The sequence below is a fragment of the Janthinobacterium lividum genome (genome assembly GCF_011601275.1).
GTDB lineage: Bacteria > Pseudomonadota > Gammaproteobacteria > Burkholderiales > Burkholderiaceae_D > Janthinobacterium > Janthinobacterium lividum_E.
The window spans coordinates 212,056-237,407 of record NZ_JAAOLY010000005.1 but is presented as its reverse complement, the minus strand read 5'-3'; the positions used below and the strand labels follow the sequence as shown (position 1 = coordinate 237,407).

Sequence of the window (25,352 nt, the reverse complement as noted above, 5' to 3'; positions counted from 1 at the left end):
TCTCGCCATGAAATTTCTATTCGACCTATTCCCCCTGATCGCCTTCTTCGCCGCCTTCAAACTGGGCGGCATGTATGAAGCGGCCACGCACGATTTCGTGCAGCAATATTTGTCCGGCTTCGTGTCAGGCGGCCTGATCAAGGCCGACCAGGCGCCGTGGATACTTGCCACCCTCGTCGGCATCATCGCCACCGCCTGCCAGGTCAGCTATCTGCTGCTGCGCGGACGCAAGGTGGACGGCATGCTGTGGTTGTCGCTGTTCATCTTTGTCGTGTTCGGCGGCGCCAGCATCTACCTGCATGACGATTTCTTCCTGAAATGGAAGCCGACCCTGATCTACTGGCTGTCCGGCCTGGCCCTGCTGATCGCCCACGTGGGCTTCAAGAAAAACCTGATTCGCAAGACCATGGAAGCGCAAGTGCAATTGCCCGATGCCGTCTGGAACCAGTTGCTGGCCGCATGGATCATCTTCTTTGGCGCCATCGGCGCACTGAACCTGTTCGTGGCCTTCGTGCTGTACAAGGGCGACATGGCCGCCTGGGTCAGCTTCAAGGCGTTTGGCGCGACGGGCATCTTCTTTGCCTTTATCGTGGCGCAAACCCTGTTCCTGGCCAAACATATCAAGGAAGACGCATGATGACGAACGACACGGCAACGCGCATGGAGCGCATTCGTACCCGCCTGGAAACGGCACTTTCCCCTCTGGAATGCGTGCTGGAAGATGACTCGGCGCGCCACCGGGGCCATGCGGGCGCCGCCTCGGGCGGAGGCCATTACAATCTACGCATAATTTCTAGTCAATTTGAGGGGCTCAGGCTCGTCATGCGCCATCGACTGGTGTATGATTCCGTGCACGATATGATGCATAATGAGATACATGCATTGGCGATTGTGGCCTTGGCGCCATCCGAAGTAGTGTAAGGATGGCGTTTTGGCGTACCCGAGCCATGTTATCAATTTCTTTCCATGCGTTTTTTACGAAACTTTCCCTAACAGGATTTAATAATGACTTTTAAGCCAGCCCGCTTGCTGATCGCACTACTCGCCGTTGTCGCGGTACCTGTTTTTGCGCAAAATGTTGCCGTTGTTAATGGCAAGCCTATCCCATCGTCGCGCGTTGATGCAGTCGTCAAGCAAGTCGTCGCCCAAGGCCAGCAACCGGATTCGCCGCAACTGCGCGAAATGATCAAGAAAGACTTGATCGGCCGTGAAGTGCTGATGCAAGAAGCGGAAAACAAAGGTTTCGGTAAAGATGCAGCAGTCAAGCAGCAAATCGAGAACGCACGCCAGGCCATCGTCATCAACGCCCTGGTCGGCGACTACCTGAAAAAGAACCCCGTCAACGATGCTGAAATCAAGGCCGAATACGACAAGTTCGTGGCCCAGACCGGCGACAAGGAATACCACGTGCGCCACATCCTGGTCGGCACCGAAGCGGAAGCGAAAGACATCATCGCCAAGCTGAAAGGCGGCGCCAAGTTCGAAGATCTGGCCAAGCAATCGAAAGATACCGGCTCGGCCGACAATGGCGGCGACCTGGACTGGGCAGCCCCATCGTCGTTCCCGAAAGTGTTCTCGGACGCCTTCGTGAAACTGCAAAAAGGCCAGGTCACCGACACCCCGGTGCAAACGCCTAACGGTTTCCACGTGATCAAGCTGGACGACACCCGCGCGGCAAAACTGCCGACCCTGGAAGAAGTCAAGCCACAGATCGCCGAAGCGCTGCAGCAAAAGAAACTGCAAGCGTATCAGGAAGAAATGATCAAAAAAGCGAAAGTTCAGTAAGAACTGACCTCCCCGGCGCCCTTTTCGGCGCCGGTCGTGTATTCTGCGCCTGAATGCGCACTGCGCGACAGTCGCGTATATCGATTTTTAGTATATTTATTAGGAATGAACATGATTTTGAAGCCAGCCCGCCTGATCTTAGCCCTGGTCGCCGTCGTAGCGATCCCTGCGTTCGCGCAAAACGTCGCCACCGTGAATGGCAAGGCCATCCCATCGTCGCGCGTCGACCAGGTCGTCAAGCAAGTCGTCGCCCAAGGCAAGCAAGCTGATTCGCCGCAATTGCGCGAAGCCATCAAGAAAGACCTGATCGGCCGCGAAGTGCTGATCCAGGAAGCCGACAAGCAAGGCTACGGCACGCGTCCGGAAGTCAAGTCGCAGATCGACAATGCCCGTCAAAGCATCATCATCAACGCCCTGCTGGCCGACTACGTCAAGAAGAACCCCGTCAAGGACGCTGAAATCAAGGCCGAGTACGACAAGTTCAAGGCGCAAGCGGGCGACAAGGAATACCATGCACGCCACATCCTGGTCGCCACCGAAGCCGAAGCGAAAGACATCATCGCCAAGCTGAAAGGCGGCGCCAAGTTCGAAGAACTGGCGAAAGTATCGAAAGACGGTTCCGCAGCCAATGGCGGCGACCTGGACTGGGCTAGCCCGGCTTCGTACGTGAAGCCATTCTCCGACGCCATGGTTGCCCTGAAACCAGGCCAGGTCACGCAAACGCCGGTGCAGTCGCAATTCGGCTTCCACGTGATCAAGCTGGAAGAAACCCGTCCGACGAAACTGCCGGCGCTGGAAGAAGTCAAGGGCCAAGTGGCCGAGTCGCTGCAACAGAAGAAACTGGCCGCCTACCGCGACGAGTTGATGAAGAAGGCAAAGATCCAGTAATACGGACGAAGATGAAAAGGCGCTCTACGGAGCGCTTTTTTTATGCCTGGAGATGCCATGAATCTGCATGAAGAATTAAGAGCCGCACTCGAAGCGGTTGCCGACCCGGGCCGTGCGGCGCCCATGCAGGCCTATATGCGCGACCAGTTCGTTTTCCTGGGCGTGGCAGCGCCGCAGCGGCGGCTGGCCGCCAGGGGCTTGCTGGCGGGCCTGAAGGGCATTGATGCCGCGACCTTGCTGGAACACGCGCAGCTGCTGTGGCAGCAGCCGGAGCGTGAATACCAGCACGTGGCGCTCGACATGCTGGCCCTGCACTGGCGCCAGTTGCACATCGGGCACATCCCCACCCTGCTCGGCCTGGCGCGCCAGCGGGCGTGGTGGGACAGCGTCGACGGCATGACGGGCATCGTCGGCGACGTGTTGCAGGCGGAGCGCCAGCGCGGCGGCAACGGCCACGCGCACATGGATGGCGCGCTGCGCCACCAAGACTTCTGGCTGCGCCGCATCGCCATGCTGCACCAGCTGGGCTGGCGCACCAGCACGGATGCCGGCTGGCTATTTGACGCGGCGCTGATGCTGGCCCACGAAGACGCGTTTTTCATCCGCAAGGCCATCGGCTGGGCCTTGCGCGATTACGCGCGTCATGCACCGGCAGCCGTGCTGGATTTTGCCACGGAGCACCGCCAGCGGCTCTCTCCCCTCAGCTACCGCGAAGCACTGAAACACCAGCCACGCTGAACGACTGACCACCCAGCAATCGCAGCGCCGCATCGATGCGGGGCGCGGCATCCCAGGCCGGCACGGGTGCCAGCAAGCCCAGCGCCATCTGCCGCAGCGGCTCGGCGATCACCATGGCCAGCAGCAAGCCGGCCATTTCATGCCCATCGTGCCCATCCTGCAACGCCAGATGGCCGCGCGCGGCCTGGCGTCCCAACCACTCGGCCAGCAGAGCCGTGCCCCGCTCGATGCCGTTGCGCTGATACACGGCCAGCAAATCCGCGCGCGCGGGAAACTCCGTGCACAGCAGGCGGAACAGGTCCACGGCGTCGGCCGTCAGCACGCGCGCCGTCATCGCCTGCAAGATCTCTTTTAGTAATGGCAGCACTTCGCCGGGCCCGGCCGCATCGTGCGCCATGGCCGGTAAAAAGGCGTCCGTCCAGCCGCGCACCACCAGGGCGACCAGTTCTTCGCGGTTGGCCGCGTACTGATACAGCGACTTCTTGGCCATGCCCGCGTGGCGCGCCACCGCTTCCATGGTCGTGGCCGCATAGCCTTCGTGCAACAGCAGCCAGGTGGCCGCCTGCACTGCCGCCTCGCGCGCTTCCTCGGGCGGGCGCGCCGGGCGGCCCCGTCCACGCACAGCCTTGCTCTCTTCTTCCTGCATGCCGACTCCAAGCTTGATCGATGGACAATTTTACACTGAAATATATTTAGGAAACGTAATGCGTTTCTTTAATATATAATCGACTCACCCCAACAAAGGAGAACGACATGACGCAACATATTCAATTTCCATGGAGCATCACCAGCACGGGCGACTTGCTCGACCCGTTCCCGCTGCGCCTGGAAACGGGCATCACGCGCCTTGAAGACGGTTGCCTGCTGGTGGCGGCGCGCACGGAACTGCACGGCTGCAGCGGGCGCATGCTGGACTGGTGGTTTACCTTTTTCGAAACGACGCAGCACATCAAGTGGTGGCATCCGCACGATCACGTGGCCCATCACGGCTGGAACAGCGCGTGGAAAAAGGGAGCAAGTTACTATGGCGCCTCGATTGAGGCCGTGGAGTCCCTGGGCGACATACCGCCCGTGAAAGCCAAGCTGAAGTTCCATGATCCGAAGGAAGTATTTGATCCGGCGCAACTGCGGCAGGCCAAGGAGAGCGGCGCCCTCTCTGCCGCCATCTGCGCGCGCATCGGCTTTGGCGAGCACGTGCAACTGGACCCGCAGGGCGACCCGCTCGATGGCGAGATGCTGCATTTGACGCGCGACACGCCTACGGGCTGCGTGCTGCGCAGTCGCTTCTTGCTGGGCCGCAATAGCCTGAATCCCGTGCGCGACGTGCCCGACGTGCTGGGCCTGAATTTGCTGCGCCATTGCTACAGCGAATTTACCTATCTGTCGCGCTTCCTGCCGTCGCTGTATTACGGCGAGCATGCCAACGGGGAAAAGGCGCCGCTGCCCTGGTAAAACATGGTTTTACAACTGCTTGTGCATGCGCGCCAGCGGCAGCTTGATGTTATCGGGCAAGTCAAGGTGAAACTCTTCCGTCACGGCAAAGCCGCTGGCCAGGTACAGCGGCACGCCGGGCAAGGTGGCGGCCAGTTCCAGGGCGGCAAAACCGGCGGCCAGCGCCTGGCGTTCGCAATGGCGCATCAGCATGCTGCCCAGGCCCTGGCGCGCTGCCGCAGGCTCCACAAAGAAGGCGCGGATGCGGCCAGGCTGGCTGGCCGGATCGAGCAGCGGGTCAGGCCCGCTCTTGGCGCGGTCGGCGCCATACAGGGTTGCGCGCTGGCTCCAGCCGCCGCAGGCCAGCATGACGCCGTCGCGTTCGATCACGAAATACGTCCGGTCGGCAACGAGTTGCGTATCGACGCCGAACACATGGCGCGTCACGGCTTCGGCCTGTTCCCGCGTATAAAACCCCGCGCTCAGCGCCACGCCGGAACGGGCGATCAGCGCATTCATGTCCGGCACGTCGGCCGGCAGCGCCACGCGCAAGCGCGTCAACGCGCCAAAGCTGAACCAGGCGCGCGCGATGCGGCCCTGCTCCACCTCGTACGTCGCCACCAGTTCCTGGGCCGACACGCCATCGTCCGTGTCGCCATGGACGATTTCATGGTCGATCACCAGCTTGCCGCAGGCTATGCGGTTGAGCAACTGCGCCCGCGGCCGGCTGGCGGCGAAACGGGCCCTGAAACGGGAGCCGATCTGCGCGCTGCCCTGGGCAAGCAAGCTGTCGGGATGCTGGAATTGCTGTGCGTCATCGGCGTAGATACCTAGCAAGGCCGGCACGTCGTGCGCGTTGTAGGCGTCCAGTTGCGCCTGGACCACCGCCGTTGGCGAAATGAGTGTATCGTTGGCAAGCGCCATGCGTGTACCTGTCGTGGAGTAGGTGGAAAGTTGCAAAGGGTAACATTGTCACCCCTGTCGCAGCGCGGTTTGCTGCGATAATAACAAGATTCGTCGCAAGAAACATATTCAGGCGTCACCAATCAATCGCAAATCGCAGCAGGAGTAAATATCATGAAATGGGAAGGCAATCGCGAAAGCGACAATGTGGAAGATCGCCGTGGCGAAGACGGCGGTGGAGGCGGCGGCGGTGGCGGCTTTGGTTTTGGCGGGCGCTCGATCGGCATCGGCACCATCGTCATCGCCCTCGTCGGCTCGTATGTGCTGGGCGTCAATCCCCTGACCTTGCTGAACCTGCTCAGCGGCGGTGGCGGCCAGGTCAGCACCCAGCAAAGCCAGGCGCCGGCGCGCCAACCGCCCGAATCGGACGAGATGGCCCGCTTCGTGAAAACCGTGCTGGCCGATACGGAAGACACGTGGAGCGCCCTGTTCAAGGCCGAAGGCGGCAGCTACGTAAAACCCAAGCTGGTCCTGTTCTCGGGCAGCACGCCGACCGCGTGCGGCACGGGCCAGAGCGCCAGCGGGCCCTTCTACTGCCCCGGCGACCAGAAAGTCTATCTGGACCTCGATTTCTTCAACTTGATGCAGCAACGCTTCAAGGTCTCGGGCGAGTTTGCCGAAGCCTACGTGATTGCGCATGAAGTGGGCCACCACGTGCAAAACCTGATGGGCTTGTCCGAGAAGGTCGACAATGCGCGCCGCACAGCCTCGGAGCGCCAGGCCAACGCCATGTCCGTGCGCCTGGAATTGCAGGCAGACTGCTTTGCCGGCGTATGGGCGTATCACGCGAACGCCGACCGCAAGATCCTCGAACAGGGCGACGTGGAAGCGGCCCTGAAAGCGGCCACGGCCATCGGCGACGATGCGCTGCAACGCCAGTCGCAAGGCCATGTCGTGCCGGACTCGTTTACGCATGGCACCTCGGATCAGCGCGTACGCTGGTTTAGCAAGGGCATCGAGAGCGGCCAGATCGCCCAGTGCAACACGTTCGAGGCACGCCAGTTGTAGAGCACCCGCGCATGCCGCGCTGCGGGCCGGCATGCGCATCCATCAGGGCACGGTCACGTCGTAGCGTTTGCCCAGTCTTTTCAACTCGCCCGTCTCGATCAGATTATTCATTTCCTGGTCGAACTGCAGGCGCAGTTTGTCGAAAGTGGGCGAGCGGGGGAAGGCGAAATAGCCGTTTTGCAGTTCGATGATTCTGGACAGGGGTTTTACCTGACGTCCATAGCCCAGGCGGGCGATGACGGGGTCGGTATTGCGGCGGTTGCTGACAAACACGTCCACGTGATTGTGCACCAGCATCTTCAAGCCATTTTCCACATTGTTGGCCACGCTGACCTGCAAATCGGGCCGCACTCTTTCCCAGTCCGCGCCATAGGCCCAGCCATTGAGCATTACCACCCTGCGGTTCTTCAGCACCGCGTAGTCACCATCCCAGCCGAAGCTGGCGTCCTGGCGCGTATAAAACACCATCTGATCCTGGTAAAACGGCTTGTCGGAAAACGCCATGCTGGCGATGCGCTCGGGCGTCTTGTAGGGACCGATCAGGATATCGGCCTGGCCCTGCACCAGCATGGCTTGCGCGCGCGCCCACGGCACCATGCGAAAACGCACGGTGTTACCCGTGCGCGCCGCCATCAGGCGCAGCAGTTCCGCGCCCAGGCCGCCATATTCACCACTGTCCTGGTATTCGAACACGCGCTCGAACTGCGCGCCGACGGCCAGCAGCTCGCGTGCCTGCAGAGGCGCGGCAAGTGCCGGCCACAGCAACGCCAAGGCCAGCAGGCGCCGCCCTGCTTTTTCCATCAGCCGACGATGCGCAAGGAGTAATCGGTGGCCCGCACATCCTTGGTCAGGCTGCCGATCGAAATGCGGTCCACGCCCGTTTCGGCAATGGCGCGCACGGTGTCGAAATTGATGCCGCCGGACGCTTCGAGCAAGGCACGGCCGTTCGTCACTGCCACGGCTTCGCGCATCATGTCGTTGCTGAAGTTATCGAGCAAGACGGAGACGGCGCCCGCGTCCAGCGCTTCGCGCAATTGCGCCAAGGTTTCCACTTCAATTTGCACGGGCACGCCCGCATCGAGGTTGCGCGCGTTTTCCAGGGCCTGGCTGACGCCGCCCGCCGCCGCGATATGGTTTTCCTTGATCAGGATGCCGTCATACAGGGCCAGGCGCTGGTTCTTGCCGCCACCGACGCGCACCGCATACTTTTGCGCCAGGCGCAGGCCCGGCAAGGTCTTGCGCGTATCTAAAATGGACGCCTTGGTGCCGGCGATCACGTCGACATACTGGCGCGTGGCCGTGGCGACGGCGGACAGCAACTGCAGGAAATTGAGGGCGCTGCGCTCGGCCGTGAGCAAGGCGCGCGCCGGCGCCTCGATCGTGCAGACGACGCTGTCGGCCGTCATCATGTCGCCTTCGGCGTAATGCCAGGCGATATCGATGTTGCGGTCCAGGCTTTTCATGATGCCTTCGAACCACGGTGCGCCGCACAGCACGGCCGCTTCACGCACGATGACACGGGCCGTGACGATATGGTCGGGCGGCACCAGCTCGCCCGTCAGGTCGCACTGGCCCACATCTTCCAGCAAGGCGGCCAGCAAATTGCCTTCGAACGCGCGCGCCAGGGCCGGATCGAAAGGAGCGAAAGAATTGACGAGGGTACTCATGCTGGACCGATTCCTTGGAACAATGTGGTTTCTTTTGCCAGGTCAGCGCCCGGCTTGAGGCCCGCCTTCTTGGCGGCGGCGAAGTCGAGCATGCGGTTGATCGAGCGCACGGCCAACTGGCCGACGGCGGGATCGACGTGGATTTCGTTGTGCATGTTTTCCAGCGTCTGCGCCAGATTCAGCAAGCCATTCATGGCCATCCACGGGCAGTGTGCGCAGCTTTTGCACGTGGCGCTGTTGCCGGCCGTGGGCGCTTCGATGAAACGTTTCCCTGGCGCAGCGGCGCGCATCTTGTGCAGGATGCCGTTGTCGGTGGCAACAATAAAAGTGTCCGTATCCATGGTTTGCGCTGCCGCAATCATTTGCGACGTGGAACCGACCATGTCAGCCAGCGCCACCACGTTCGCGGGCGACTCCGGGTGCACGAGCACCTTGGCTTGCGGATACTCTTCCTTGAGCAGATCGAGTTCGATGCCCTTGAATTCGTCATGCACGAGGCAGCTACCCTGCCACAGCAGCATGTCGGCGCCCGTCTGCTTCTGGATGTACGAACCCAGGTGCTTGTCGGGTGCCCACAGGATTTTCTTTCCCTGCGCATGCAGGTGAGCAACGATGTCGAGGCCGATGGACGAGGTCACCATCCAGTCCGCGCGCGCCTTGACGGCCGCGCTGGTGTTGGCGTACACCACCACCGTGCGGTCCGGATGCGCATCGCAGAAGGCCGTGAATTCATCGACCGGGCAGCCGAGGTCGAGCGAACAGGTTGCGTCGAGGTCGGGCATCAGCACGGTTTTCTCGGGACTGAGGATCTTTGCCGTTTCACCCATGAAACGCACGCCGGCCACGACCAGAGTCTTGGCAGGATGGTCGCGCCCGAAGCGAGCCATTTCCAGGGAATCGGAGACGCAGCCGCCCGTGGCTTCGGCCAGGTCTTGCAGGTCGGCATCAACGTAGTAGTGGGCAACGAGCACGGCTTCGCGCTCGATCAGCAGGCGCTTGATGCGCGTGATCAGTTCGGCTTTTTCAGCCGGGGAAGGCGTCGCTGGCGTGCGTGCCCAGGCGTGGGCAGTGCAGCTGGCTCCGTCTTGTGGATGTTCGTACTCGACGGATTTGATGGCTAAAGTTTGCATGGCTGTGTCAAACAAAAACGGGATAGACCGGCACGATTGCAATGAAGCAGGTGCGCCGGAACGAATGGACCGCGGCGCGTCGGTGTGGTGCTGGGTGGCCTCGCTGGCCGGAATTGTCGGATTAGCGCACAGCGCGTAATCCGACGCAACGTTACCCTACATAATTAATCAATACCTTGGCTCTTGAGGTAATCCTCATAGTTGCCACGGTAGTCGACCACTTCATCTTCCTTGATCTCGATGATGCGGTTGGCCAGCGAGGAGACGAATTCGCGGTCATGCGATACGAAGATCAAGGTGCCCGCGTATTTTTCCAGCGCGATGTTCAGCGATTCGATCGATTCCATATCCATGTGGTTGGTCGGCTCATCGAGCATCAGCACGTTGTGGCGGCCCAGCATCAGCTTGCCGTACATCATGCGGCCTTTTTCACCACCGGACAGCACCTTGACAGCCTTCTTGACATCGTCGCCGCCAAACAGCAAGCGGCCCAGGATGGAACGCACGGCCTGGTCGTCGTCGCCCTCTTTCGTCCACTGGCCGATCCAGTCGGTCAGGTTCGTGTCCTTGGCGAAATCTTCCGTCGGATCTTGCGGCATGTAGCCGACGTTGGCGTTTTCCGCCCACTTCACGCGGCCTTGATCAGGCTGCAAGCCGGCGATGTCGCCCGCGATGCAGCGCAACATGGTGGTCTTGCCGGCGCCGTTGGCGCCGATGATGGCGATGCGCTCGCCCGCTTCAACCATGATGCTGAAGTTCTTGAACAGCTGGCGGTCGAAGCCTTTCGAGATATTCTCGACTTCCACTGCCAGGCGGTGCAATTTCTTTTCGCCGTCGAAACGCACGAACGGATAGGCGCGCGACGATGGCTTGATGTCGTCGACCTTGATCTTTTCGATCTGCTTGGCGCGCGAAGTCGCCTGGCGGGCCTTCGACTTGTTCGCGGCGAAGCGGCGCACGAATTCCTGCAGCTCGGCAACCTTGTCTTTTGCTTTCGCGTTGTTGGCCAGCTGCTGATTGCGCGCCTGGGTCGAGGCGAACATGTATTCGTCGTAGTTGCCTGGATAAATCTTCAGCGTGCCGTAGTCCATGTCGGCCACGTGGGTGCACACCTGGTTCAGGAAGTGGCGATCATGGGAAATGATGATCATGGTCGAGTTGCGCTCGTTGAGCACGTCTTCCAGCCAGCGGATCGTGTTGATGTCCAGGTTATTCGTCGGTTCGTCGAGCAGCAGGATGTCCGGGTTCGAGAACAGCGCCTGCGCCAGCAGCACGCGCAACTTCCAGCCTGGCGACACATTGCTCATCGGACCTTGATGCAGGTCGATGGCGACACCGGCGCCCAGCAGCAGTTCGCCGGCGCGCGATTCGGCCGTGTAGCCGTCGTATTCGGACACTTTGCCTTCCAGCTCGGCCGCCTGCATGTAGTCGTCGTCCGTCGCTTCCGGGTTCGCGTAGATCGCGTCGCGTTGCTGGATGGCGGCCCACATTTCCGTGTGACCCATCATGACGACGTCGAGGACGCGCATGTCTTCAAAGGCGAACTGATCCTGGCGCAGCTTGCCCAGGCGTTCGTTGGTATCGAGCATGACGTTGCCGCCCGACGGGTCCAGGTCGCCGCCCAGGATCTTCATGAACGTCGACTTGCCGCAGCCATTGGCGCCGATCAAGCCATAGCGGTTGCCGTCGCCGAACTTGACGGAGATATTCTCAAACAATGGCTTGGCGCCAAACTGCATCGTAATATTTGCGGTTGAAAGCATGTGATTTCGGGTCTTTATTCAGTTAAAACAGCTAGTTAAGTACTTTTCTCCCATTATACAGCACCCACCATCATCACTCTATAGTGGTCCGCCAAGGGCCACCGGGGTGCATGCGGAGAAATAATGGCAAGAAAATATGATTGCCGTACTTCCATTTAGCAGATACGCTGCGTGCCATCCGTTTCTACCCTCCACCTCACAGGCTTCACTTGAAAAAAATCACCATCGCCGCGGCCGTGGTCGCCGTTGCCGTCGTCGCCACCGCCTATGCTTCGCCCTACTATGCCCTGCACCAGATCAAGACCGCTCTGGCCGAACGCAATGCCGAAGCCCTGGCCGAACACGTGGACTTTCCCGCCCTGCGCGCCAGTATCAAGACGCAACTGGAGGCGAGCATGGCGCGCAGCATCGCGGCCACCGCCGGCAGCGACAACCCGCTGGCCGCCCTGGGCCAGTCGATCGCCGGCGCCATGCTGGGCAAGATGGTCGACACGATGGTCTCGCCAGCAGGCGTCGTCGCGCTGGTCAACAAGAGCGCCGTCAGCCCGCAAGCGGATGTGAATACGAACGCGGACGCGCCCGCCGATGGCGCGCAGAAAAAGGCCGAGTATTCGGCAGGCTATGCCGGCTTGAACACCTTCGTGGTGCGGGCGAAAGACGGCACTGCGCAGGACGGCGCGCTGGTCCTGCAGCGCCATGGCGTGTGGGACTGGAAACTGAGTTCGATCGAAATTGCGTCGGCGATGGCCGCACGTTAGAAGGAATCAAGCAAGGAAGCAAGGAACGCGCATGCGCAGGCAATCTGAGACACAATGCGTGCCACTTGGATCAGATTGCAGGAAATTTCATGCTGAAACACACGGCCTTATCGCTGGCCATGGCCCTTGCCAGCGCCGCGCCATTCGCCCACGCCCTCGATGGCACATCCGGGAGCAGCCACTCCGTTGCCTCGCGCATGCAGGCGGAAACGTCGAAGGCCGCCGATCCCGACGCACCCGCGCCGCTGCCCGTGCCCAGCGACATCTCGCTGGCCGAACTGGAACGCCGCCTGGCGCTGGGCCAGGCTCAAACCGCCGAAAAACACTATACCGGCGCGCTCGATCCGGCCGTGCTAAGTACCTTGGCGCAGCAGATGGGGTGCCAGGATATCGCCGGCGTACATCCATTCGGCTTGCCGCTCGATCAAACGCAGCCCACCGTCCTGAGCGGCGCCCACCTGCTGGCCCGCTGCCCGGACCGCGCTTACGTGACGATCACGGCAATGTCGATGGCGGGCAAGGCGGGCAAGCGCGCTTCCCTCAGCCCGCAGACGTTCAGGCACACGGTCGATGGCAGGCCCGCGCGGCGCCTGTACTACAAGATGCCCAACGGCCGCCAGAAGGAATCGCTGACCATCATCGATGGCAGCTATGCGTATGCGCTCGAATACTGGTCGCTCGATGACAGCCAGCACAGCGGCATGGTGGGCATGCGCCGCATGGAAACATTGATATTGCCGCAACAAAATGGACAGAAATAGTCAAGGTACTGTATATTCATACAGTTATCGACTATTCACCTGCCCGCCATGCCCGCCAACCAGCACCAGGCCTTGCCCTACACCATTTCCGTCAGCGCCACGATCGATGCGGAGGTCGAGCAAACCATCCTCGACGGCTTGAACGCCTATAACGATGCGATCACGCGATACCAGGACAGGCAGGTGTTGAGCGTGGTCGTGCGCGACCGCGACAGCCAGCGGGTGCTGGGCGGTGCCATGGGTAGAACCTCGCTGGGCCTGCTGTTTCTCGATTTGTTTTATTTGCCCGCCGCCTTGCGGGGGCTGGGACTGGGCAGCCAGATACTGGCGCAGTTCGAAGAGGAAGGCCGCCGGCGCGGCTGCGCCTCGGCGGTGCTGTACACCATCAGTTTCCAGGCGCCCGAATTCTACGAGCGTCGCGGCTGGCGCCGCTTCGGCGACATCGCCTGCAGTCCCGAAGGCACGAGCCGTATCTTCATGAGCAAGACTTTGTAAGCTGTATACGGCAGCGGCCGGCGGCAAACCGGCCGCCGGCCGCTCTCCGATACCGCTGCTTACATGCCCAGCGACTTGAGCAGGTCGGCGTTGTCGTCGTCTTCCGGTTCCGCCGCAGGCGCGGGGGCGGCGTTACGTTCGCGGTTCGCGAATTCGCCATCCATCAGCGAGTCGGCGTCGACTTCGCGCGAATCGAAATCGTGCAGCTTGATGAACTCGGTACGGTCGATCGCCAGTTCCAGGTAGAAAATATTGTTCTTTTCCGTGTAGAAAGTGACGCGACGCATTTCCGGGCGATCCAGCGGCGTGTCGACGCTGAGCATCACCTGCTTGTTCAGCACCAGCATCTTCGGCTGGCTCTGGGTGATGTTCGTTTGCAGCTCGCGCCGCACCTTGCCCGTGAAGTCGCCGACGATCTGGTTCATCAGCTCGCCCATGATGTTCGACACTTCGTCCGACGTGTAGAAGCTGGCCAGCTCCGACTTCGGCATACCCATGTGCAACATGTAGCGCTCGTAGATTTCCATCGCCGTATCGGCGGCAAAATTGAGCACGACCAGGCCCGTGAAACCGCCATCGAACATCACGAAGCAGCCGATGTCCGGCTTCAGGCCCGTCTTGGTGATGCGCTGCACCATGCCTGAGTAATTGACCTTGCTTTGCGTTGCAACGTTGAGCACCCGAACCACCGAGTTGCACAAACTCATCAACAAATCTTCTGTACCGTACACAACATCCTTTTCTGCATCCATGAGCAACCTCTCCTACTATTTTAAAGATGACAGCACTGTTCCCTGTCCGCCGCGAGCCGAAACACGACCGTTTCGCTCAGCAAGCGGACGACTTCACCTTTGCATGCCTGACCTTGCTTGGCAGTGCGCGCCGCGTTGCCGCCGACCCGAACCGCCCTCTTAACTTTTTCTGTATAGAAATAAGTATCAGATGCGCAGAATACCCAGATGTAACATTTCCGTCCAGCCATACCTGCATTTACTTGACGATCTGTGCGGAAATACCATACCTGGCCAAGGCGCGCGCATCAGCGCAGGAAAAAGTGACTAGAAATCAAGGGCGCGCAAGACCACGCCGCTGACCAGCAAATCGCGGCTCAGGTAGGAGAAGGCGCGCTGGCCGATGCGCAGGCGATGTGCGTCGAAAATGGCCAACAAGTCGCCGCCCTGTCCCTGATCCAGGCTGTACAAGGCCGTGACGGTGATACGGCAAGTCTTTTCCGCCCCGAAGACGGACAAATGGAAGCGGATGGCGTCACCCGCCTGCTCGAGCGCGATGCTGTCGCGGAGAATTTCATAGGGCATGGCCGGGCGGCTCCTGACAAGGTTGTCGCGGCAATGGCGCGCAAGCTCGGCGCGATTTTCCGCTGGAAATACGCCGAGAATAGCGACAAGGCGCACAAGCTACCGTCTGCCACCGAACATAAGCGCATACCAGTAGTAGCTCGTGTGTGGCCCTTGTTGCAGCCGGCCCTGTGCACCTAAAATAGTGCCTTATATTAAACATGGCACTGTCACGCGCCAGGCAAGGAAGTCAATGAGCACACTGTTAGAGCAGGCAACACAAGAAATGACGACGGCGATCCACGCCTGGTTCGATGAGCGCCTGCAGCGCACGGACCTGGAAGAGGCCGTGAATCGGACCACCTTGCAAGCGGGCGTCTTCAGCGACTTCATGCTCGATTACAAACCGGGCCGCGCCACTGCCGATGAAATCGACCTGGGCTTCGACGACGACGTGCGTCCCCGGACGCCGGCGCGCCTTGATGATGCGCAAGTGCGTGACTTGATCGCACCGCGGCTGACGGCGCTGGTGCAAGCCCGCCTGGCGCCGCTGGTCGACACGCCGATGATCGACTACCGTTTCACCTTGCGCGGCAAGTTCCAGACGGCGCAGGGCAAGCTGCACCTGACCTTGCTGGAATACGTCAACGACGGCAAGCGCCAGGCCTTGCTGAAAAACATACACGCGTATATCGAACAAAAGCTCACGCATGGCAGCAGGCCGACGAAGAAACTGGAAACCTTCTTCCTGACGCGCCACCTGCTCGATCCCCAGCTGTTTCCGCAGCCCGATATCGCCTGGACGATCGCGCAATTTGAACGCATCGAGCAGTTGAACAAGTCACGCCCGCAGGCACTGGCCGAACATCGCGGCGATATCATCCAGGCCGTGTCGGCGTGGGCGGAAAAACAGTTCCTGCCGCAGTTTTATGATGTGCAGAAATCGAGCTACAGCGCCACCGAATACACCTTGAAGGAGGGCGTCTTGCCCGACGGAAAGACACTGCAGCCGATCGACCTGCTGCTGTATGGCGCCGTGATGATCTTGCGCCACGAACCGAGCTACGCCAAATCGACAGGCCTCACATTCCTGGAAATCGCGCGCGAACTGGGCAGCGAACGGGCCGTGCGCATGCTCAAGGAAGGCAGCGGCACTTTCCCCGATGCCGACATCCACGTAAAAAATACGCTGCTGGAATGCCGCGCCAACGATGTGTTTGCCACGATCAGCATTACCATCACACAGGAAGAAGAAGGCGCGTATGCGCAGGCGCTGGCCTTCATCACGCATTTGCTGCAAGCCGGTTTCCCGAAAAGCTACCAGATCAAGCTCAAATCCAAGGCCAAGGCATATTTGCCGATCAAGGGACTGGCGAAATCCGACACGCACCGCTTCTTTGCCAACGCCCTCGCCCATGCGTCCCTGCAACCGCAGCTGGAAGCGTATGCGCGCGCGGCCATCGAGCAATTCGAATTCTATGCCGACACGGAAGGCGAAAAGAATTGCATGCCCGGCAGCTATGCCGTGTTTGGGCTGGGCTTGCTCGATGCCCGCTATTTCCCGCTGGTGCAGCATTACATGGAGAGTGTCGACGAGGAACACCAGTCCGTGCAGGACCAGTTCACGGCGGCCTTTGCCGAACAACACGGCATCACGCGCGACTCCGCTCCCGTGCTGGCGGCGTGCCTGCGCGCATGCACGGACAACGCAAAGGTCAAGATCCAGGCGGAGCTGGACGAGGTGGAAAAATTGGAGCTGTTCTGCCAGCAACTGCAAGGACTGGACGGCTATCTGGTGGAACACATGCTGTATCCCGTCTGGGGCAAACTGGAAAAACTGGCGGCCCTGGCGCGCAAGGCGGAAGGACGGCGCAAGGAGCTGCTGCTGTCCTTGCTTGAAGCGGCCAGCAAGGCGGACGCCTAATGTGTGCAACGTTATGACTTTCACCATCTATAATGCGCGCGCCAGAGTTGCTATGGAGCATCTTTTGGCGCCTGACATTGAATCGTGGAGAAAATACATGCACAAGCAATTCCCTGCCGCCAGACTGCTGGCCGCCACCTTCGCCGCCGCGCTGATGCAACCCGCCGTGGCGGCTGAACCCACCGCTGTCGAACTGGCGCCGCTGGCCGTCGCCGACCTGTACATCAGGACCATCATCAACCAGGATGAAGCCAGCGTTGCCAAACTCAACGCCTACCTGCGCCCCACCCGCCTGGCGGGCCAGCAAAGCGCCGAATACGCGTCGTACAGCGCCCTGAAGGAAGCGGACGCCCAGTTCCCAACGCAAACGGGCAAGCTGATCGCCGACCTGTTCCCCGCCGACATGCGCGCAGCCGTCACGCCGGCCGCCGAACTGCTGGCCGCCAATGTCATCGCCGCCAAGAACGGCGCCGTTTGCCAGGCCACCAAGGCGGACCCGGTGACGGTGCAAAACGGCATGCAGACGGCCGCCGTCAGCTTCGAATGCCAGGTCGTCAAGGTGCCTGTGACATGGGCGACCGCCGCCCAGCAACTGGCGAAGAGCGGCTGCAAGGTCGAGCAATGCACGGCCGGCCTGCAAAAGATTGCCGCAAGCTACACCAGCTCGCCGAAGCAGACGTGGCGCGCCGTGTTTGCCGTCAGCCGTGAAAAGAATTCGGAAGCCTGGCGCAACGATTTCGCACGCGAAACCTTCGATGAAATCTGGGAATACCTGTAATCCTGGCCTCGTTTAGAATGGACGGATGCACAAATTGACGCCGGCACCACAACCCGAAGGCCTGGCCTTGCTGCGCCTGATCGACCCCGACCATGTGGAAGGCGCGGTGGTCCAGCAAGTGCTGGAGCAAGACCTGGCCAGCATGCACGGCAAGCAACTGCTGGCGCTGCTGCGCCGGCTGCGCGCGGCCCAGTCCAACCAGCACCACTATGCGGGCGCCAGCGTGGAGCAGGCCGAACAGCTGTTCGGCGCCGCCATCGCCGCCGTCAAGGCGGAGCTGGCCACGCGTCCGCACATCCCCAACAAGCAGGAAGCCAAGGCCTTGCGCCAGGCGGCGGCAAAAAAATGTTAACCGAGGCGCAAGCCGGACGTTCCGTGCGCGCTTGCACGCCAGCGCCCTTCTATAATCGGCAACTCTTGTTTCCGCTATTGAAAGACGCCCATGCTCACACGATTTTCCCGCCACGTATTTTGCTGCGCCGTGCTGGCCTTGTCCAACCTGGCGGCCGCGCAGGCGGCCAGCCTCCCGCCCATCGGCCCCATCGACGCGCGTGCCGTCTGGCAAGAACGTTCGCTGCCTGCTTGCCGCAGCGAACAATCGCCCACGGCGCCCGACGTCTGCCTGCTGCGCACCATGCAGCGCAGCGGCGCGCACCCGCAAGCCATCGCCGCCGCCAGGATGCTGGTCAAGGCGGACAAGGCCGGCTTCATCTCGGCCTGGCGCCCGCTGGGCAAGGCGGCCCTGGCCACCGTCACCTATCCATTCCGCGCCAACACGAATGAAGGCACCTTGCTGATCGGCAGCGATGGCGCGGCCATCGACGTCGACGAAGGTTCCGTGCGCGAGGAAGACCGCGCCACACCGGCCTGGCGCGCGTTTGCCGCCGCCCATCCAGACTCCGTCCCGTTTGCGCCCGCCGATTTCGTCGGCAGCACGGCCACCGACGATGGCGGCCAGCGCCTGCTGTTTTCCACGCCCATGATGACCTGCCATGCCTGCGCCGAGGATGGCGCGCTGCTGGTTGCCTACACGGTCGACAAGGCCGGTATTGTACGCGAGCGTCAACTCTTGACGATCAAGTAATGCTGCTTCAAAGATAAGATAGAATCACCCGATGGCATGCCTATAAGAGGACATGCCATCGATCCAACTCTTATCACGGGAAACCATGCGCCGCTCTTGCCTTGCACTGCACCTCACCGCCGCCCTGCTGCTGTCCAGTTACCTCCCCCTCACCGCTACCGCTGCCGCCAGCGCGGCCACGCCGCTCGTCATCGGCGAAAGTTTCAGCATCGATTCGCAGGCGCTGCGGGAAAAGCGCCACATCAATGTGTACGTGGCGCGCGCCTGGGATACAGCGCCAGATGCACCACTGCCTGTGCTGTACATGCCCGACGGCGGCGTGGCGGAAGATTTCCTGCACGTGGCCGGCTTGCTGCAAGTGTCGGTAGCGAATGGCACGATGCGCCCCTTCATGCTGGTCGGCATGCAAAACACCCAGCGCCGGCGCGACCTGACGGGACCGACGGACAGCGCCGAAGACCGCAAGATCGCGCCCGCAGTGGGCGGCGCGTCCGCTTACCGGGCCTTCATCCGCGATGAAATGATGCCGGAAATCAAGCGCCGCTACCGCACGACGGGCGAAACGGCCATCGTCGGCGAATCGCTGGCGGGCCTGTTCGTCGTGGAAACCTATCTGCTGGAGCCGCAGCTGTTCGACCATTACCTGGCGTTCGACCCCAGCCTGTGGTGGAATCAGGGCGCGCTGCCGCGCCAGGCGGCCGCGCTGATGGCCAAGGGCAAGCCAGGCAAACACAGCTTATATCTGGCGTCCAGCAGCGAGTCAGGCATCGCCATCGAAGTACAGCGCCTGGCCGACGTGCTGGCAAAACAGGCGCCGTCGGGCTTGCAATGGCATGTGGAAAAGATGCCGGAAGAAACCCATGGCACCATCTATCACCCGGCAGCTCTGCGGGCTTTTCGCGCCGTGTTCAATCCACAAGGAACGGCCGGCCAATAACAAGATGGACAAACTGTAATCTTGCGCGGGGTTGGCTCGCCACATCTGGCGGGTAAAATCGGCGGCCCTTCTCCCAGCCCGATTACAGATACCCATGAGCTTCTTGCAACTATTTATTCTTTCCATCGTCCAGGGCTTCGCCGAACTGCTGCCCGTGTCCAGCTCCGCCCACGTCATCATGGCGGAAAAGCTGATGGGCCTGGACCCCACGTCGCCAGAACTGACCATGCTGCTGGTGATGCTGCACACGGGCACCATGTTTGCCGTCATCGTGTATTTCTGGAAATCCTGGCGCGCCACGTATTTCAGTTCGGCCAGCGCCTTTCGCAGCAATGTCCTGCTGCTCGTGGCCGCCACGGCCCTGACGGGCATCGTCGGCTTCGGCTTGCTGAAGGGTATTACCCATTTCATGAGCAAGGATGCCCCCGGATTCGAGATCGAACACCTGTTCGGCAACGCGAAACTGATGGCCGCCGCGCTGGCTGCCGCCGGCGTGCTGATCATTGTGTCCTCGCGCCAGCAAGCGCGCCAGCATGGCAGCTTGTCCATCGGCAAGGCGATGGTAATCGGCGCCGTGCAAGGCCTGTGCCTGCCCTTCCGGGGCTTTTCCCGCTCGGGCGCCACGATTTCCGCCGGCATCGCCATGGGTGTGCCGCAGCGCCGCGCCGAGGAATTCAGCTTCGCCCTGGCCGTCGTGCTGACGCCGGCCGTGCTGGTCAAGGAAGGCTGGCGCTTCTACCAGGCCGTGGCCAGCGGCAGCCTGGACCACCTCGAACACGGCAACAGCCTGCTGCACCTGCTCGGTCCCAGCCTGTTGGGCATGCTGCTCTCGTTTCTGGCCGGCTTGCTGGCCCTGCGCTGGCTGTCGCGCTGGCTGGAACAGGGTCGCTGGCATCTCTTTGGCGCGTATTGCCTGGCCGCTTCCATGGTCGTGCTGTACGTAGGGTAAAATCGCCGGGTTTATAGTTTGCAACTTACCATCCCAGCCAAGTTTTACTGAAAGCCAACGATGAATTTCGCCGCCACCGCCGCCCTCTCGCTTGCCATGTCCACCGATGCCTTCGCGGCCGCCGTGGGCAAGGGCGCCGCCCTGCACAAGCCGCAATGGCGCGAGGCGCTGCGCACGGGGCTGATCTTTGGCGTCATCGAAGCCATCACGCCCATCATCGGCTGGGCCCTGGGCAGCGTGGCAGCGCCCTACGTGGAAGCATGGGACCACTGGATCGCCTTCAGCCTGCTGGGCGTCATCGGCTTGCTGATGATACGCAATGCCCTCGGCGATAGCGACGAAGAAGAAGCGCCGGCCCAGTCGCACTCGTTCTGGGTGCTGGCCGTGACGGGCCTGGCCACCAGCATCGACGCCATGGTGGTGGGCGCGGGCCTGGCCTTGCTGGGCGCAAATATTGTCGTGACTGCCGCCGCCATCGGTTTTTCCACCTTCGTCATGGTGACCCTGGGCGTGATGCTGGGCCGCGTGCTGGGCACGGTGGCGGGCCGGCGCGCCGAGCTGGTGGGCGGCCTCGTGCTGATCGTTATCGGCTGCGTGATCCTGTACGAGCATATCGGTCATCCTGCCTGAGGCCTGGGCACGCACGACAGGCAAGCATCGCCGCCGCCGGCCTGCTTTGTGCTACATTAAATGCTCCGCATTCCTGTCTTGCAAGGTGACCATCATGGAAACTATTGAGCTGCTTTTTGCCTCGCTGGTGCGCGAAACGGCCGAATCGATACGCGACCACCACATTCCCTTTGCCATCAAACACGACGAGCGCGCCTATTTCGAGTGGATGGATGGACACCCGATCAATGGTTATATCCAGGAAGCGTATCGCGAGATCGAGGAAACCGCCCAGCAGATCCGCGCCATTCGCGCTGGGTGATGACGGCTGCCGCAAGCTACTCCGCAGGGCGCCTTGCGGCTGGCGATGCTCACCGCACCAAAGTGCGGTTGCGCTTCTCAGCCACAAATCACCTCCGCTCGCTACGCTTGCGACAAGCGTCGATACGTTCGTTAAAGCTTTTCTGTGAACGTATTGATTCAGATCAAACACTCAGCTATTCCAATCGAATGGATAGTCCAAAGCCATGACAATCAGGTCTGGAGGCGGGAGACATGGATCAGGGACAAAAGCACCAGATCAGGGGGTATGAATTTCATGTGGCGGGGGCGCTGGAGAAGGATGGGCGCTACCGGGGCATGATTTTGATCAGCAGGCGCGGCGATACGCAGCAGGTGTATGCAAAGCCCGTCTTGATTGAAACGCCGAGCAGTTTCAAGTCCGTGCATGCGGCCTTGATCGAGGCGTCGGCGTATGCCCAGGAACTCATCTATAACGGCGCCATCAAGGCGCTGCTGCCAGCCGATGGCCTGGTGGCCGGAAAACAGGCGTCGCAGCCGCCGGATTTCGTCGGTAACTGAGGCCGACAAGCCCATCCGGTCACCCGGGGTGGCGCGTATAATCATGCGCTTTCCCGGATGAAAACTCAACACCATGGAATTTGTGAATTTACCGCTGGTCTTCCTCGTCGGCTGCGCGCTGATCGCCTTGCTGGCGAAGAAAAATGGCTACTCGTGGTATCTGTTTTTCTTCGCGCTTGCCGTGCCCGCGCCCTTGTTACTGCTGGCCTTGCCCCATGTGCTGGGCGTGGAGACCGCTTCCCTGACCTCCGTACGGCTGGGCGCCGCCCTGCTGTTTCCATTTGCAGGCCTGGTGCTGGCCCTGCGGGGCAAGCGCTAAGGCCGTTTCAGCGTGCCGGCACGCCATCGGCCAGGCGCCAGCCGACCGACAAGGCCAGTTGCTGCGCTTCTTTTTCATTGCTGCAATCGTCATAGTCGCAGGTATCCGCATACGCGCCGCACGCCTGGTTCTGGCTGACGTACGAGCCGACCCAGCGGCCATCACGGCGCTGGCTGGCCGTGGCGCTGATAATAAAACCTTTGTGGATGGTGGGATTTTCAAAAGACATATTTCCTCCGAGGCGAGAGCGTCAGGGATCTGACTGACCTCACTGTGCGCCCGCGCGCGTAAGCAGTCTGTACGTTTGATCACACACAGAAAGCACGCACGCGCCTGCCTCGCGGCGCCCGGCGATCAGGTATGATTTGGCCATGTGTGGACGACTCGATCAAAATGACACGGCGCCCGAGCTGGCGTCATCGTTTGGCTGGACCGACGCGGTGTTCGACAGCGAGGCCGAGCCGCACCTGAACGTGTCGCCGGGCACTTACCGGCCCGTGCTGCATATCCAGGATGGCGTACGCAGGGTCGATGATGTCTTCTGGGGCTACCGCCCCGCCTGGGCCGCCCAAGCCGTGCCCGCCCCCGGCAAGAAAAAAATCCCCATCGCCATCAATGCCCGCCTGGAAAAACTCGCCGGCGCCTACTGGAAGCCCTTGTTGCGCGCGGGGCGCGGCATCGTCAGCGTTTCCGGCTGGTATGAATGGACGGGAGAGAAAGGCAGCAAACAGCCGTGGCACATCCACCGCAAGGACCGCACGCGCCTGTTCCTGCTGGCGCTGGCCCAGTTCGGGCCGTACAAGCACAACCGCGAAGAGGCAGGTTTCGTGCTGGTGACTGCCGACAGTCTCGGTGGCATGGTCGATATCCACGACCGCCGACCCGTGGCCGTCAGCCTGGAAGACGCGCACCGCTGGATCGACCCCGCATTGACACCCGAGCAGGCGCTGCACCTGGCGCGCACCTGCATGCTCGACGTGGAATTATTTGAATGGCATGCCGTCGATAATCCACTGGTGCCGTCCGCCAAACCCAAGCCGCCACCGGCCGCGGCGCAAGGCGCGTTTGACTGGGGTACCGATTAAGGCAACCGAGCCAGCCGGCGCCACAGCGTTTCCATCGGCCCCTGGCGAAAGTGCCGCAGCCAGTAACGGCTCAGCAGCACCTGCCCTGTCATGATCACTACGGCCAGGCCCAGCATCTCGGCCGGACGCAGGCTTGCGCCCCAACCCAGGCCAGGCCCCTGCAGCAGCCACGTGCCGATCACCGATTGCAGCAGATAATTGCTCAGCGCCATGCGTCCCACGGGCGCCAGCCATGCGCCTAGCCAGCGCAGCATGAAAGGACCGGCCAGCATCAGCGCCGCCACATAGCCGGCTGCCAGCACGGGCCCGCCAGCGAACAGACCCACTTCGAACAGGGCCGTATCGAACACGGTCTGATATGGATCGGCCACCTGCCACGCGACGGCGCCCGCCGCCAGCAGATTGAACGGCAAGCCCACGCCCAGCCCCACGGCACGCACGCGGAGCCACAGACGCTGGTGGCGCCGCGGCTGCGTCAGCCAGCCCAAGCGTACGGAGAGGATGCCCAGCAGGAACAGCACGATGATGTGCGGCAGCATGACGATGGCGTACAGCAAGGAGACAAGAAAATCGTTGGCGCGCAGTCTGGCCACGGTCAATACATTGCCTTGCGTGTAGATGGCGTAGCGCTCCGCAAAGCCTTGCAGGTCGCGCGCGATGTCCGGCGCACCGCCCTGCTGGCCCACGGGAATGAGCAAACACATGAACAGCAGGAAACCGGCCGCCACCAGCCAGGCGCGGTTGCGTATGCGGGTCAGTTTGGCCGCTGCCAGCGGCAGGATCAGCATGCCGGCCACCGCATACGAGGTCAGCACGTCGCCGTTCCAGATGAGGAAACCATGCAGCAGACCAAACACGAGCAGCCAGCGCAGCCGGCGCCGATATGCCGCTTGCGCCTGCTCCCAGCTGCCCAGCTGGCGTTTCAGGGAACGTGTCTGCAGGGCAAAGCCGGCGCCGAACAAATAGGCGAAGACGGGATAGAACTTGAATTGCGCCAGCGCCGCCACGCCAAAGATGACCATCTGGTCCAGCACGGGCGGCTGCGCCGGCAAGGTGCCGTAGCGCAAGGAAATCGTGCCCCAGGCAAAGCCCCAGATATTCACCAGCAAAATGCCGAACACGGCAAGGCCGCGCAGCACATCGAGCTGCAGCAACCTGCCGGGCTTGGCGCTAATGGCGTTCAGGGAGTTCAGGGGCGCGCCAGGGTCGGGTAGCCGGTCACTTGCAGGCTGAAGCCGGACGCATCCGATTGCAACCGCGCATGACCGCCGAACGGCAAGGTGACACGGCGGCGGATATGGCCGAATTCCAGTCCCGTCAGCACGGGCACGGGCAGGCGTTCGCGCACGTAGGCCAGCATGGCGTCAAAATCGTAGCCGTTATCCATGGGGCTCAATTTATAGGCGGAAAAATCACCAAGCACCACGGCTTGCTGACGCTGAAACACGCCCGCGTGCAGCAATTGCAGCAGCATGCGCTCGACCCGGTACGGGTGTTCGTTGACGTCTTCCAGGAACAAAACGCCGCCATCGATTTCGGGGAAATACGGCGTGCCGAGCAAGTGGACCAGCATCGCCAGATTGCCGCCCCACAGCTTGCCTTGCAGCTCGACCTGCGGATTGCCCGCCGCCGTGCCCGTGACCGTGTGCGTGGGACCGGCCAGGCACGACCACAGCTGATCAAGCGTAAATTGCTCGGGCTCGTCACGCGTAAAATCGTCGCAGATCATGGGGCCGGCAAAGCTGGCGCGGCCCGTTTTCGCCATCAAGCCCATGTGGAAGGCCGTGAAGTCGCTGTAGCCGACAAACAGTTTACGGCTATCGGCCATGGCCTCGAAATCGATCTCGGGCAGGATGCGGCTGATGCCGTAGCTGCCGCGCAAGGCGATCACCACCTGCACGTCCGGGTCGGCAGCGGCCGCGTTCAGCTGCGCCAGGCGGCCCGCATCCGTGCCGCCGAAGCGCTGGAATGTGTGTTCCGGGTCGTAGTAATTGTGGACGGTGGCGCCTTGCGCCTGCAAGCGGGCGATGCCGCGCTCCAAAGCCGCCGCGTCGGGCGCATAACCGCCCGGTGCAACGATGGCGATGCCAATCTCAGGTGTCTTCAAAATGCCCGTGCCTTCAA

At 61.6% G+C, this 25,352-nt stretch carries 32 protein-coding genes; 21 read left to right on the top strand and 11 right to left on the bottom strand.

What is annotated here, in order from left to right:
* Positions 1–7: 7 nt before the first annotated feature.
* The 5 genes from GYK42_RS10110 (at position 8) to GYK42_RS10090 (ending at position 3,411) form a co-directional block, all read left to right on the top strand.
* Entirely contained in the window at positions 8–637 is a 630-nt protein-coding gene (locus GYK42_RS10110) for a septation protein A (RefSeq protein ID WP_071077228.1), read from the top strand.
* Positions 634–921, top strand: coding sequence for a BolA family protein (locus tag GYK42_RS10105; RefSeq protein WP_058048143.1), 288 nt, complete (start codon positions 634–636; stop codon positions 919–921). The genes GYK42_RS10110 and GYK42_RS10105 overlap by 4 nt, the downstream gene beginning before the upstream one ends.
* An 84-nt stretch (positions 922–1,005) precedes the next feature.
* The gene (locus tag GYK42_RS10100; RefSeq protein WP_034756076.1) at positions 1,006–1,785 is read left to right on the top strand and encodes a peptidylprolyl isomerase; all 780 of its coding nucleotides are present in this window, start codon (positions 1,006–1,008) and stop codon (positions 1,783–1,785) included.
* Between the two features lie 111 nt (positions 1,786–1,896).
* Complete coding sequence (locus tag GYK42_RS10095) at positions 1,897–2,673, top strand: peptidylprolyl isomerase (protein ID WP_034756072.1); 777 nt, start codon at positions 1,897–1,899, stop codon at positions 2,671–2,673.
* A gap of 57 nt (positions 2,674–2,730) precedes the next feature.
* Positions 2,731–3,411 (top strand): DNA alkylation repair protein, encoded by a 681-nt coding sequence (locus GYK42_RS10090; RefSeq protein ID WP_166447400.1) that lies wholly within the window; start codon positions 2,731–2,733, stop codon positions 3,409–3,411.
* Here GYK42_RS10090 and GYK42_RS10085 read toward each other — a convergent pair.
* Entirely contained in the window at positions 3,374–4,057 is a 684-nt protein-coding gene (locus GYK42_RS10085) for a TetR/AcrR family transcriptional regulator (RefSeq protein ID WP_166447399.1), read from the bottom strand. The two genes, GYK42_RS10090 and GYK42_RS10085, sit on opposite strands and share 38 nt — an antisense overlap.
* Before the next feature lie 107 nt (positions 4,058–4,164).
* Between GYK42_RS10085 and GYK42_RS10080 the strand changes: the two genes are divergently transcribed.
* On the top strand, positions 4,165–4,863 hold the full coding sequence (locus GYK42_RS10080; RefSeq protein ID WP_166447398.1) for a DAPG hydrolase family protein: 699 nt from the start codon (positions 4,165–4,167) through the stop codon (positions 4,861–4,863).
* A gap of 9 nt (positions 4,864–4,872) precedes the next feature.
* Here the strand turns inward: GYK42_RS10080 and GYK42_RS10075 are convergent, their stop codons facing one another.
* The gene (locus GYK42_RS10075; RefSeq protein ID WP_166447397.1) at positions 4,873–5,766 is read right to left on the bottom strand and encodes a GNAT family N-acetyltransferase; all 894 of its coding nucleotides are present in this window, start codon (positions 5,764–5,766) and stop codon (positions 4,873–4,875) included.
* A 153-nt stretch (positions 5,767–5,919) separates the two neighbouring features.
* On the opposite strand from GYK42_RS10075, the gene ypfJ reads away from it, so the two are divergent.
* Positions 5,920–6,813, top strand: coding sequence for a KPN_02809 family neutral zinc metallopeptidase (gene ypfJ / locus GYK42_RS10070; RefSeq protein WP_166447396.1), 894 nt, complete (start codon positions 5,920–5,922; stop codon positions 6,811–6,813).
* A 42-nt stretch (positions 6,814–6,855) separates the two neighbouring features.
* Here the strand turns inward: ypfJ and GYK42_RS10065 are convergent, their stop codons facing one another.
* The 4 genes from GYK42_RS10065 to GYK42_RS10050 form a co-directional block, all read right to left on the bottom strand.
* The gene (locus GYK42_RS10065; protein WP_166447395.1) at positions 6,856–7,614 is read right to left on the bottom strand and encodes a substrate-binding periplasmic protein; all 759 of its coding nucleotides are present in this window, start codon (positions 7,612–7,614) and stop codon (positions 6,856–6,858) included.
* Positions 7,614–8,480, bottom strand: a complete 867-nt coding sequence (nadC, locus tag GYK42_RS10060; protein WP_166447394.1) for a carboxylating nicotinate-nucleotide diphosphorylase — start codon at positions 8,478–8,480, stop codon at positions 7,614–7,616. Before nadC ends, GYK42_RS10065 begins: the two co-directional genes overlap by 1 nt.
* Positions 8,477–9,610: a quinolinate synthase NadA gene (nadA, locus tag GYK42_RS10055; protein WP_034756048.1), complete on the bottom strand. Its 1,134-nt coding sequence runs from the start codon at positions 9,608–9,610 to the stop codon at positions 8,477–8,479. The genes nadC and nadA overlap by 4 nt, the downstream gene beginning before the upstream one ends.
* Before the next feature lie 164 nt (positions 9,611–9,774).
* Positions 9,775–11,373 (bottom strand): ABC-F family ATPase, encoded by a 1,599-nt coding sequence (locus GYK42_RS10050; protein ID WP_034756044.1) that lies wholly within the window; start codon positions 11,371–11,373, stop codon positions 9,775–9,777.
* Between the two features lie 209 nt (positions 11,374–11,582).
* Here GYK42_RS10050 and GYK42_RS10045 point away from each other — a divergent pair, with 209 nt between their 5' ends.
* From GYK42_RS10045 to GYK42_RS10035, 3 genes are all read left to right on the top strand, one after another.
* On the top strand, positions 11,583–12,131 hold the full coding sequence (locus tag GYK42_RS10045; protein WP_166447393.1) for a DUF2939 domain-containing protein: 549 nt from the start codon (positions 11,583–11,585) through the stop codon (positions 12,129–12,131).
* 89 nt (positions 12,132–12,220) lie between these two features.
* A complete protein-coding gene (locus GYK42_RS10040) occupies positions 12,221–12,892 on the top strand; it encodes a hypothetical protein (RefSeq protein ID WP_166447392.1) in 672 nt (223 codons plus the stop codon).
* A 48-nt stretch (positions 12,893–12,940) separates the two neighbouring features.
* The gene (locus GYK42_RS10035; RefSeq protein WP_166447391.1) at positions 12,941–13,387 is read left to right on the top strand and encodes a GNAT family N-acetyltransferase; all 447 of its coding nucleotides are present in this window, start codon (positions 12,941–12,943) and stop codon (positions 13,385–13,387) included.
* 59 nt (positions 13,388–13,446) lie between these two features.
* Here GYK42_RS10035 and GYK42_RS10030 read toward each other — a convergent pair whose 3' ends face one another.
* Together GYK42_RS10030 and GYK42_RS10025 are read right to left on the bottom strand one after the other, a co-directional pair.
* Positions 13,447–14,139 carry a DUF3334 family protein gene (locus GYK42_RS10030; RefSeq protein WP_034756036.1) on the bottom strand — a complete coding sequence of 231 codons (693 nt, stop codon included), beginning with the start codon at positions 14,137–14,139 and terminating at the stop codon, positions 13,447–13,449.
* Positions 14,140–14,445: 306 nt separating this feature from the next.
* Positions 14,446–14,703, bottom strand: a complete 258-nt coding sequence (locus GYK42_RS10025; protein ID WP_166447390.1) for a DUF1488 family protein — start codon at positions 14,701–14,703, stop codon at positions 14,446–14,448.
* Positions 14,704–14,935: 232 nt separating this feature from the next.
* Between GYK42_RS10025 and GYK42_RS10020 the strand changes: the two genes are divergently transcribed.
* From GYK42_RS10020 to GYK42_RS09975, 10 genes are all read left to right on the top strand, one after another.
* A complete protein-coding gene (locus GYK42_RS10020) occupies positions 14,936–16,606 on the top strand; it encodes a DUF6138 family protein (protein ID WP_166447389.1) in 1,671 nt (556 codons plus the stop codon).
* A 97-nt stretch (positions 16,607–16,703) separates the two neighbouring features.
* On the top strand, positions 16,704–17,384 hold the full coding sequence (locus tag GYK42_RS10015; RefSeq protein ID WP_166447388.1) for a hypothetical protein: 681 nt from the start codon (positions 16,704–16,706) through the stop codon (positions 17,382–17,384).
* A 25-nt stretch (positions 17,385–17,409) separates the two neighbouring features.
* Entirely contained in the window at positions 17,410–17,736 is a 327-nt protein-coding gene (locus GYK42_RS10010) for a hypothetical protein (protein ID WP_166447387.1), read from the top strand.
* Between the two features lie 90 nt (positions 17,737–17,826).
* The gene (locus GYK42_RS10005) at positions 17,827–18,468 is read left to right on the top strand and encodes a hypothetical protein (RefSeq protein ID WP_166447386.1); all 642 of its coding nucleotides are present in this window, start codon (positions 17,827–17,829) and stop codon (positions 18,466–18,468) included.
* 85 nt (positions 18,469–18,553) lie between these two features.
* Positions 18,554–19,405 carry an alpha/beta hydrolase gene (locus GYK42_RS10000; protein ID WP_166447385.1) on the top strand — a complete coding sequence of 284 codons (852 nt, stop codon included), beginning with the start codon at positions 18,554–18,556 and terminating at the stop codon, positions 19,403–19,405.
* 94 nt (positions 19,406–19,499) lie between these two features.
* Positions 19,500–20,354 (top strand): undecaprenyl-diphosphate phosphatase, encoded by an 855-nt coding sequence (locus GYK42_RS09995; protein WP_166447384.1) that lies wholly within the window; start codon positions 19,500–19,502, stop codon positions 20,352–20,354.
* Positions 20,355–20,414: 60 nt separating this feature from the next.
* Positions 20,415–20,984, top strand: coding sequence for a manganese efflux pump MntP (gene mntP, locus GYK42_RS09990; protein WP_166447383.1), 570 nt, complete (start codon positions 20,415–20,417; stop codon positions 20,982–20,984).
* Positions 20,985–21,078: 94 nt separating this feature from the next.
* Complete coding sequence (locus tag GYK42_RS09985) at positions 21,079–21,285, top strand: hypothetical protein (RefSeq protein ID WP_046682793.1); 207 nt, start codon at positions 21,079–21,081, stop codon at positions 21,283–21,285.
* A gap of 233 nt (positions 21,286–21,518) precedes the next feature.
* A complete protein-coding gene (locus tag GYK42_RS09980) occupies positions 21,519–21,824 on the top strand; it encodes a hypothetical protein (RefSeq protein ID WP_166447382.1) in 306 nt (101 codons plus the stop codon).
* A gap of 73 nt (positions 21,825–21,897) precedes the next feature.
* A complete protein-coding gene (locus tag GYK42_RS09975; RefSeq protein WP_166447381.1) occupies positions 21,898–22,143 on the top strand; it encodes a hypothetical protein in 246 nt (81 codons plus the stop codon).
* Positions 22,144–22,150: 7 nt separating this feature from the next.
* Here GYK42_RS09975 and GYK42_RS09970 read toward each other — a convergent pair whose 3' ends face one another.
* Positions 22,151–22,372, bottom strand: coding sequence for a hypothetical protein (locus GYK42_RS09970; protein ID WP_046682796.1), 222 nt, complete (start codon positions 22,370–22,372; stop codon positions 22,151–22,153).
* A 142-nt stretch (positions 22,373–22,514) separates the two neighbouring features.
* On the opposite strand from GYK42_RS09970, the gene GYK42_RS09965 reads away from it, so the two are divergent.
* Positions 22,515–23,228 carry an SOS response-associated peptidase gene (locus GYK42_RS09965; RefSeq protein ID WP_166447380.1) on the top strand — a complete coding sequence of 238 codons (714 nt, stop codon included), beginning with the start codon at positions 22,515–22,517 and terminating at the stop codon, positions 23,226–23,228.
* On the opposite strand, the gene GYK42_RS09960 is transcribed toward GYK42_RS09965, so the two are convergent.
* Both GYK42_RS09960 and ldcA read right to left on the bottom strand, forming a co-directional pair.
* Positions 23,225–24,382: a DUF418 domain-containing protein gene (locus GYK42_RS09960; RefSeq protein ID WP_166447379.1), complete on the bottom strand. Its 1,158-nt coding sequence runs from the start codon at positions 24,380–24,382 to the stop codon at positions 23,225–23,227. The genes GYK42_RS09965 and GYK42_RS09960 overlap by 4 nt on opposite strands.
* Before the next feature lie 35 nt (positions 24,383–24,417).
* A complete protein-coding gene (ldcA, locus tag GYK42_RS09955) occupies positions 24,418–25,335 on the bottom strand; it encodes a muramoyltetrapeptide carboxypeptidase (RefSeq protein ID WP_166447378.1) in 918 nt (305 codons plus the stop codon).
* Between the last annotated feature and the right edge of the window lie 17 nt (positions 25,336–25,352).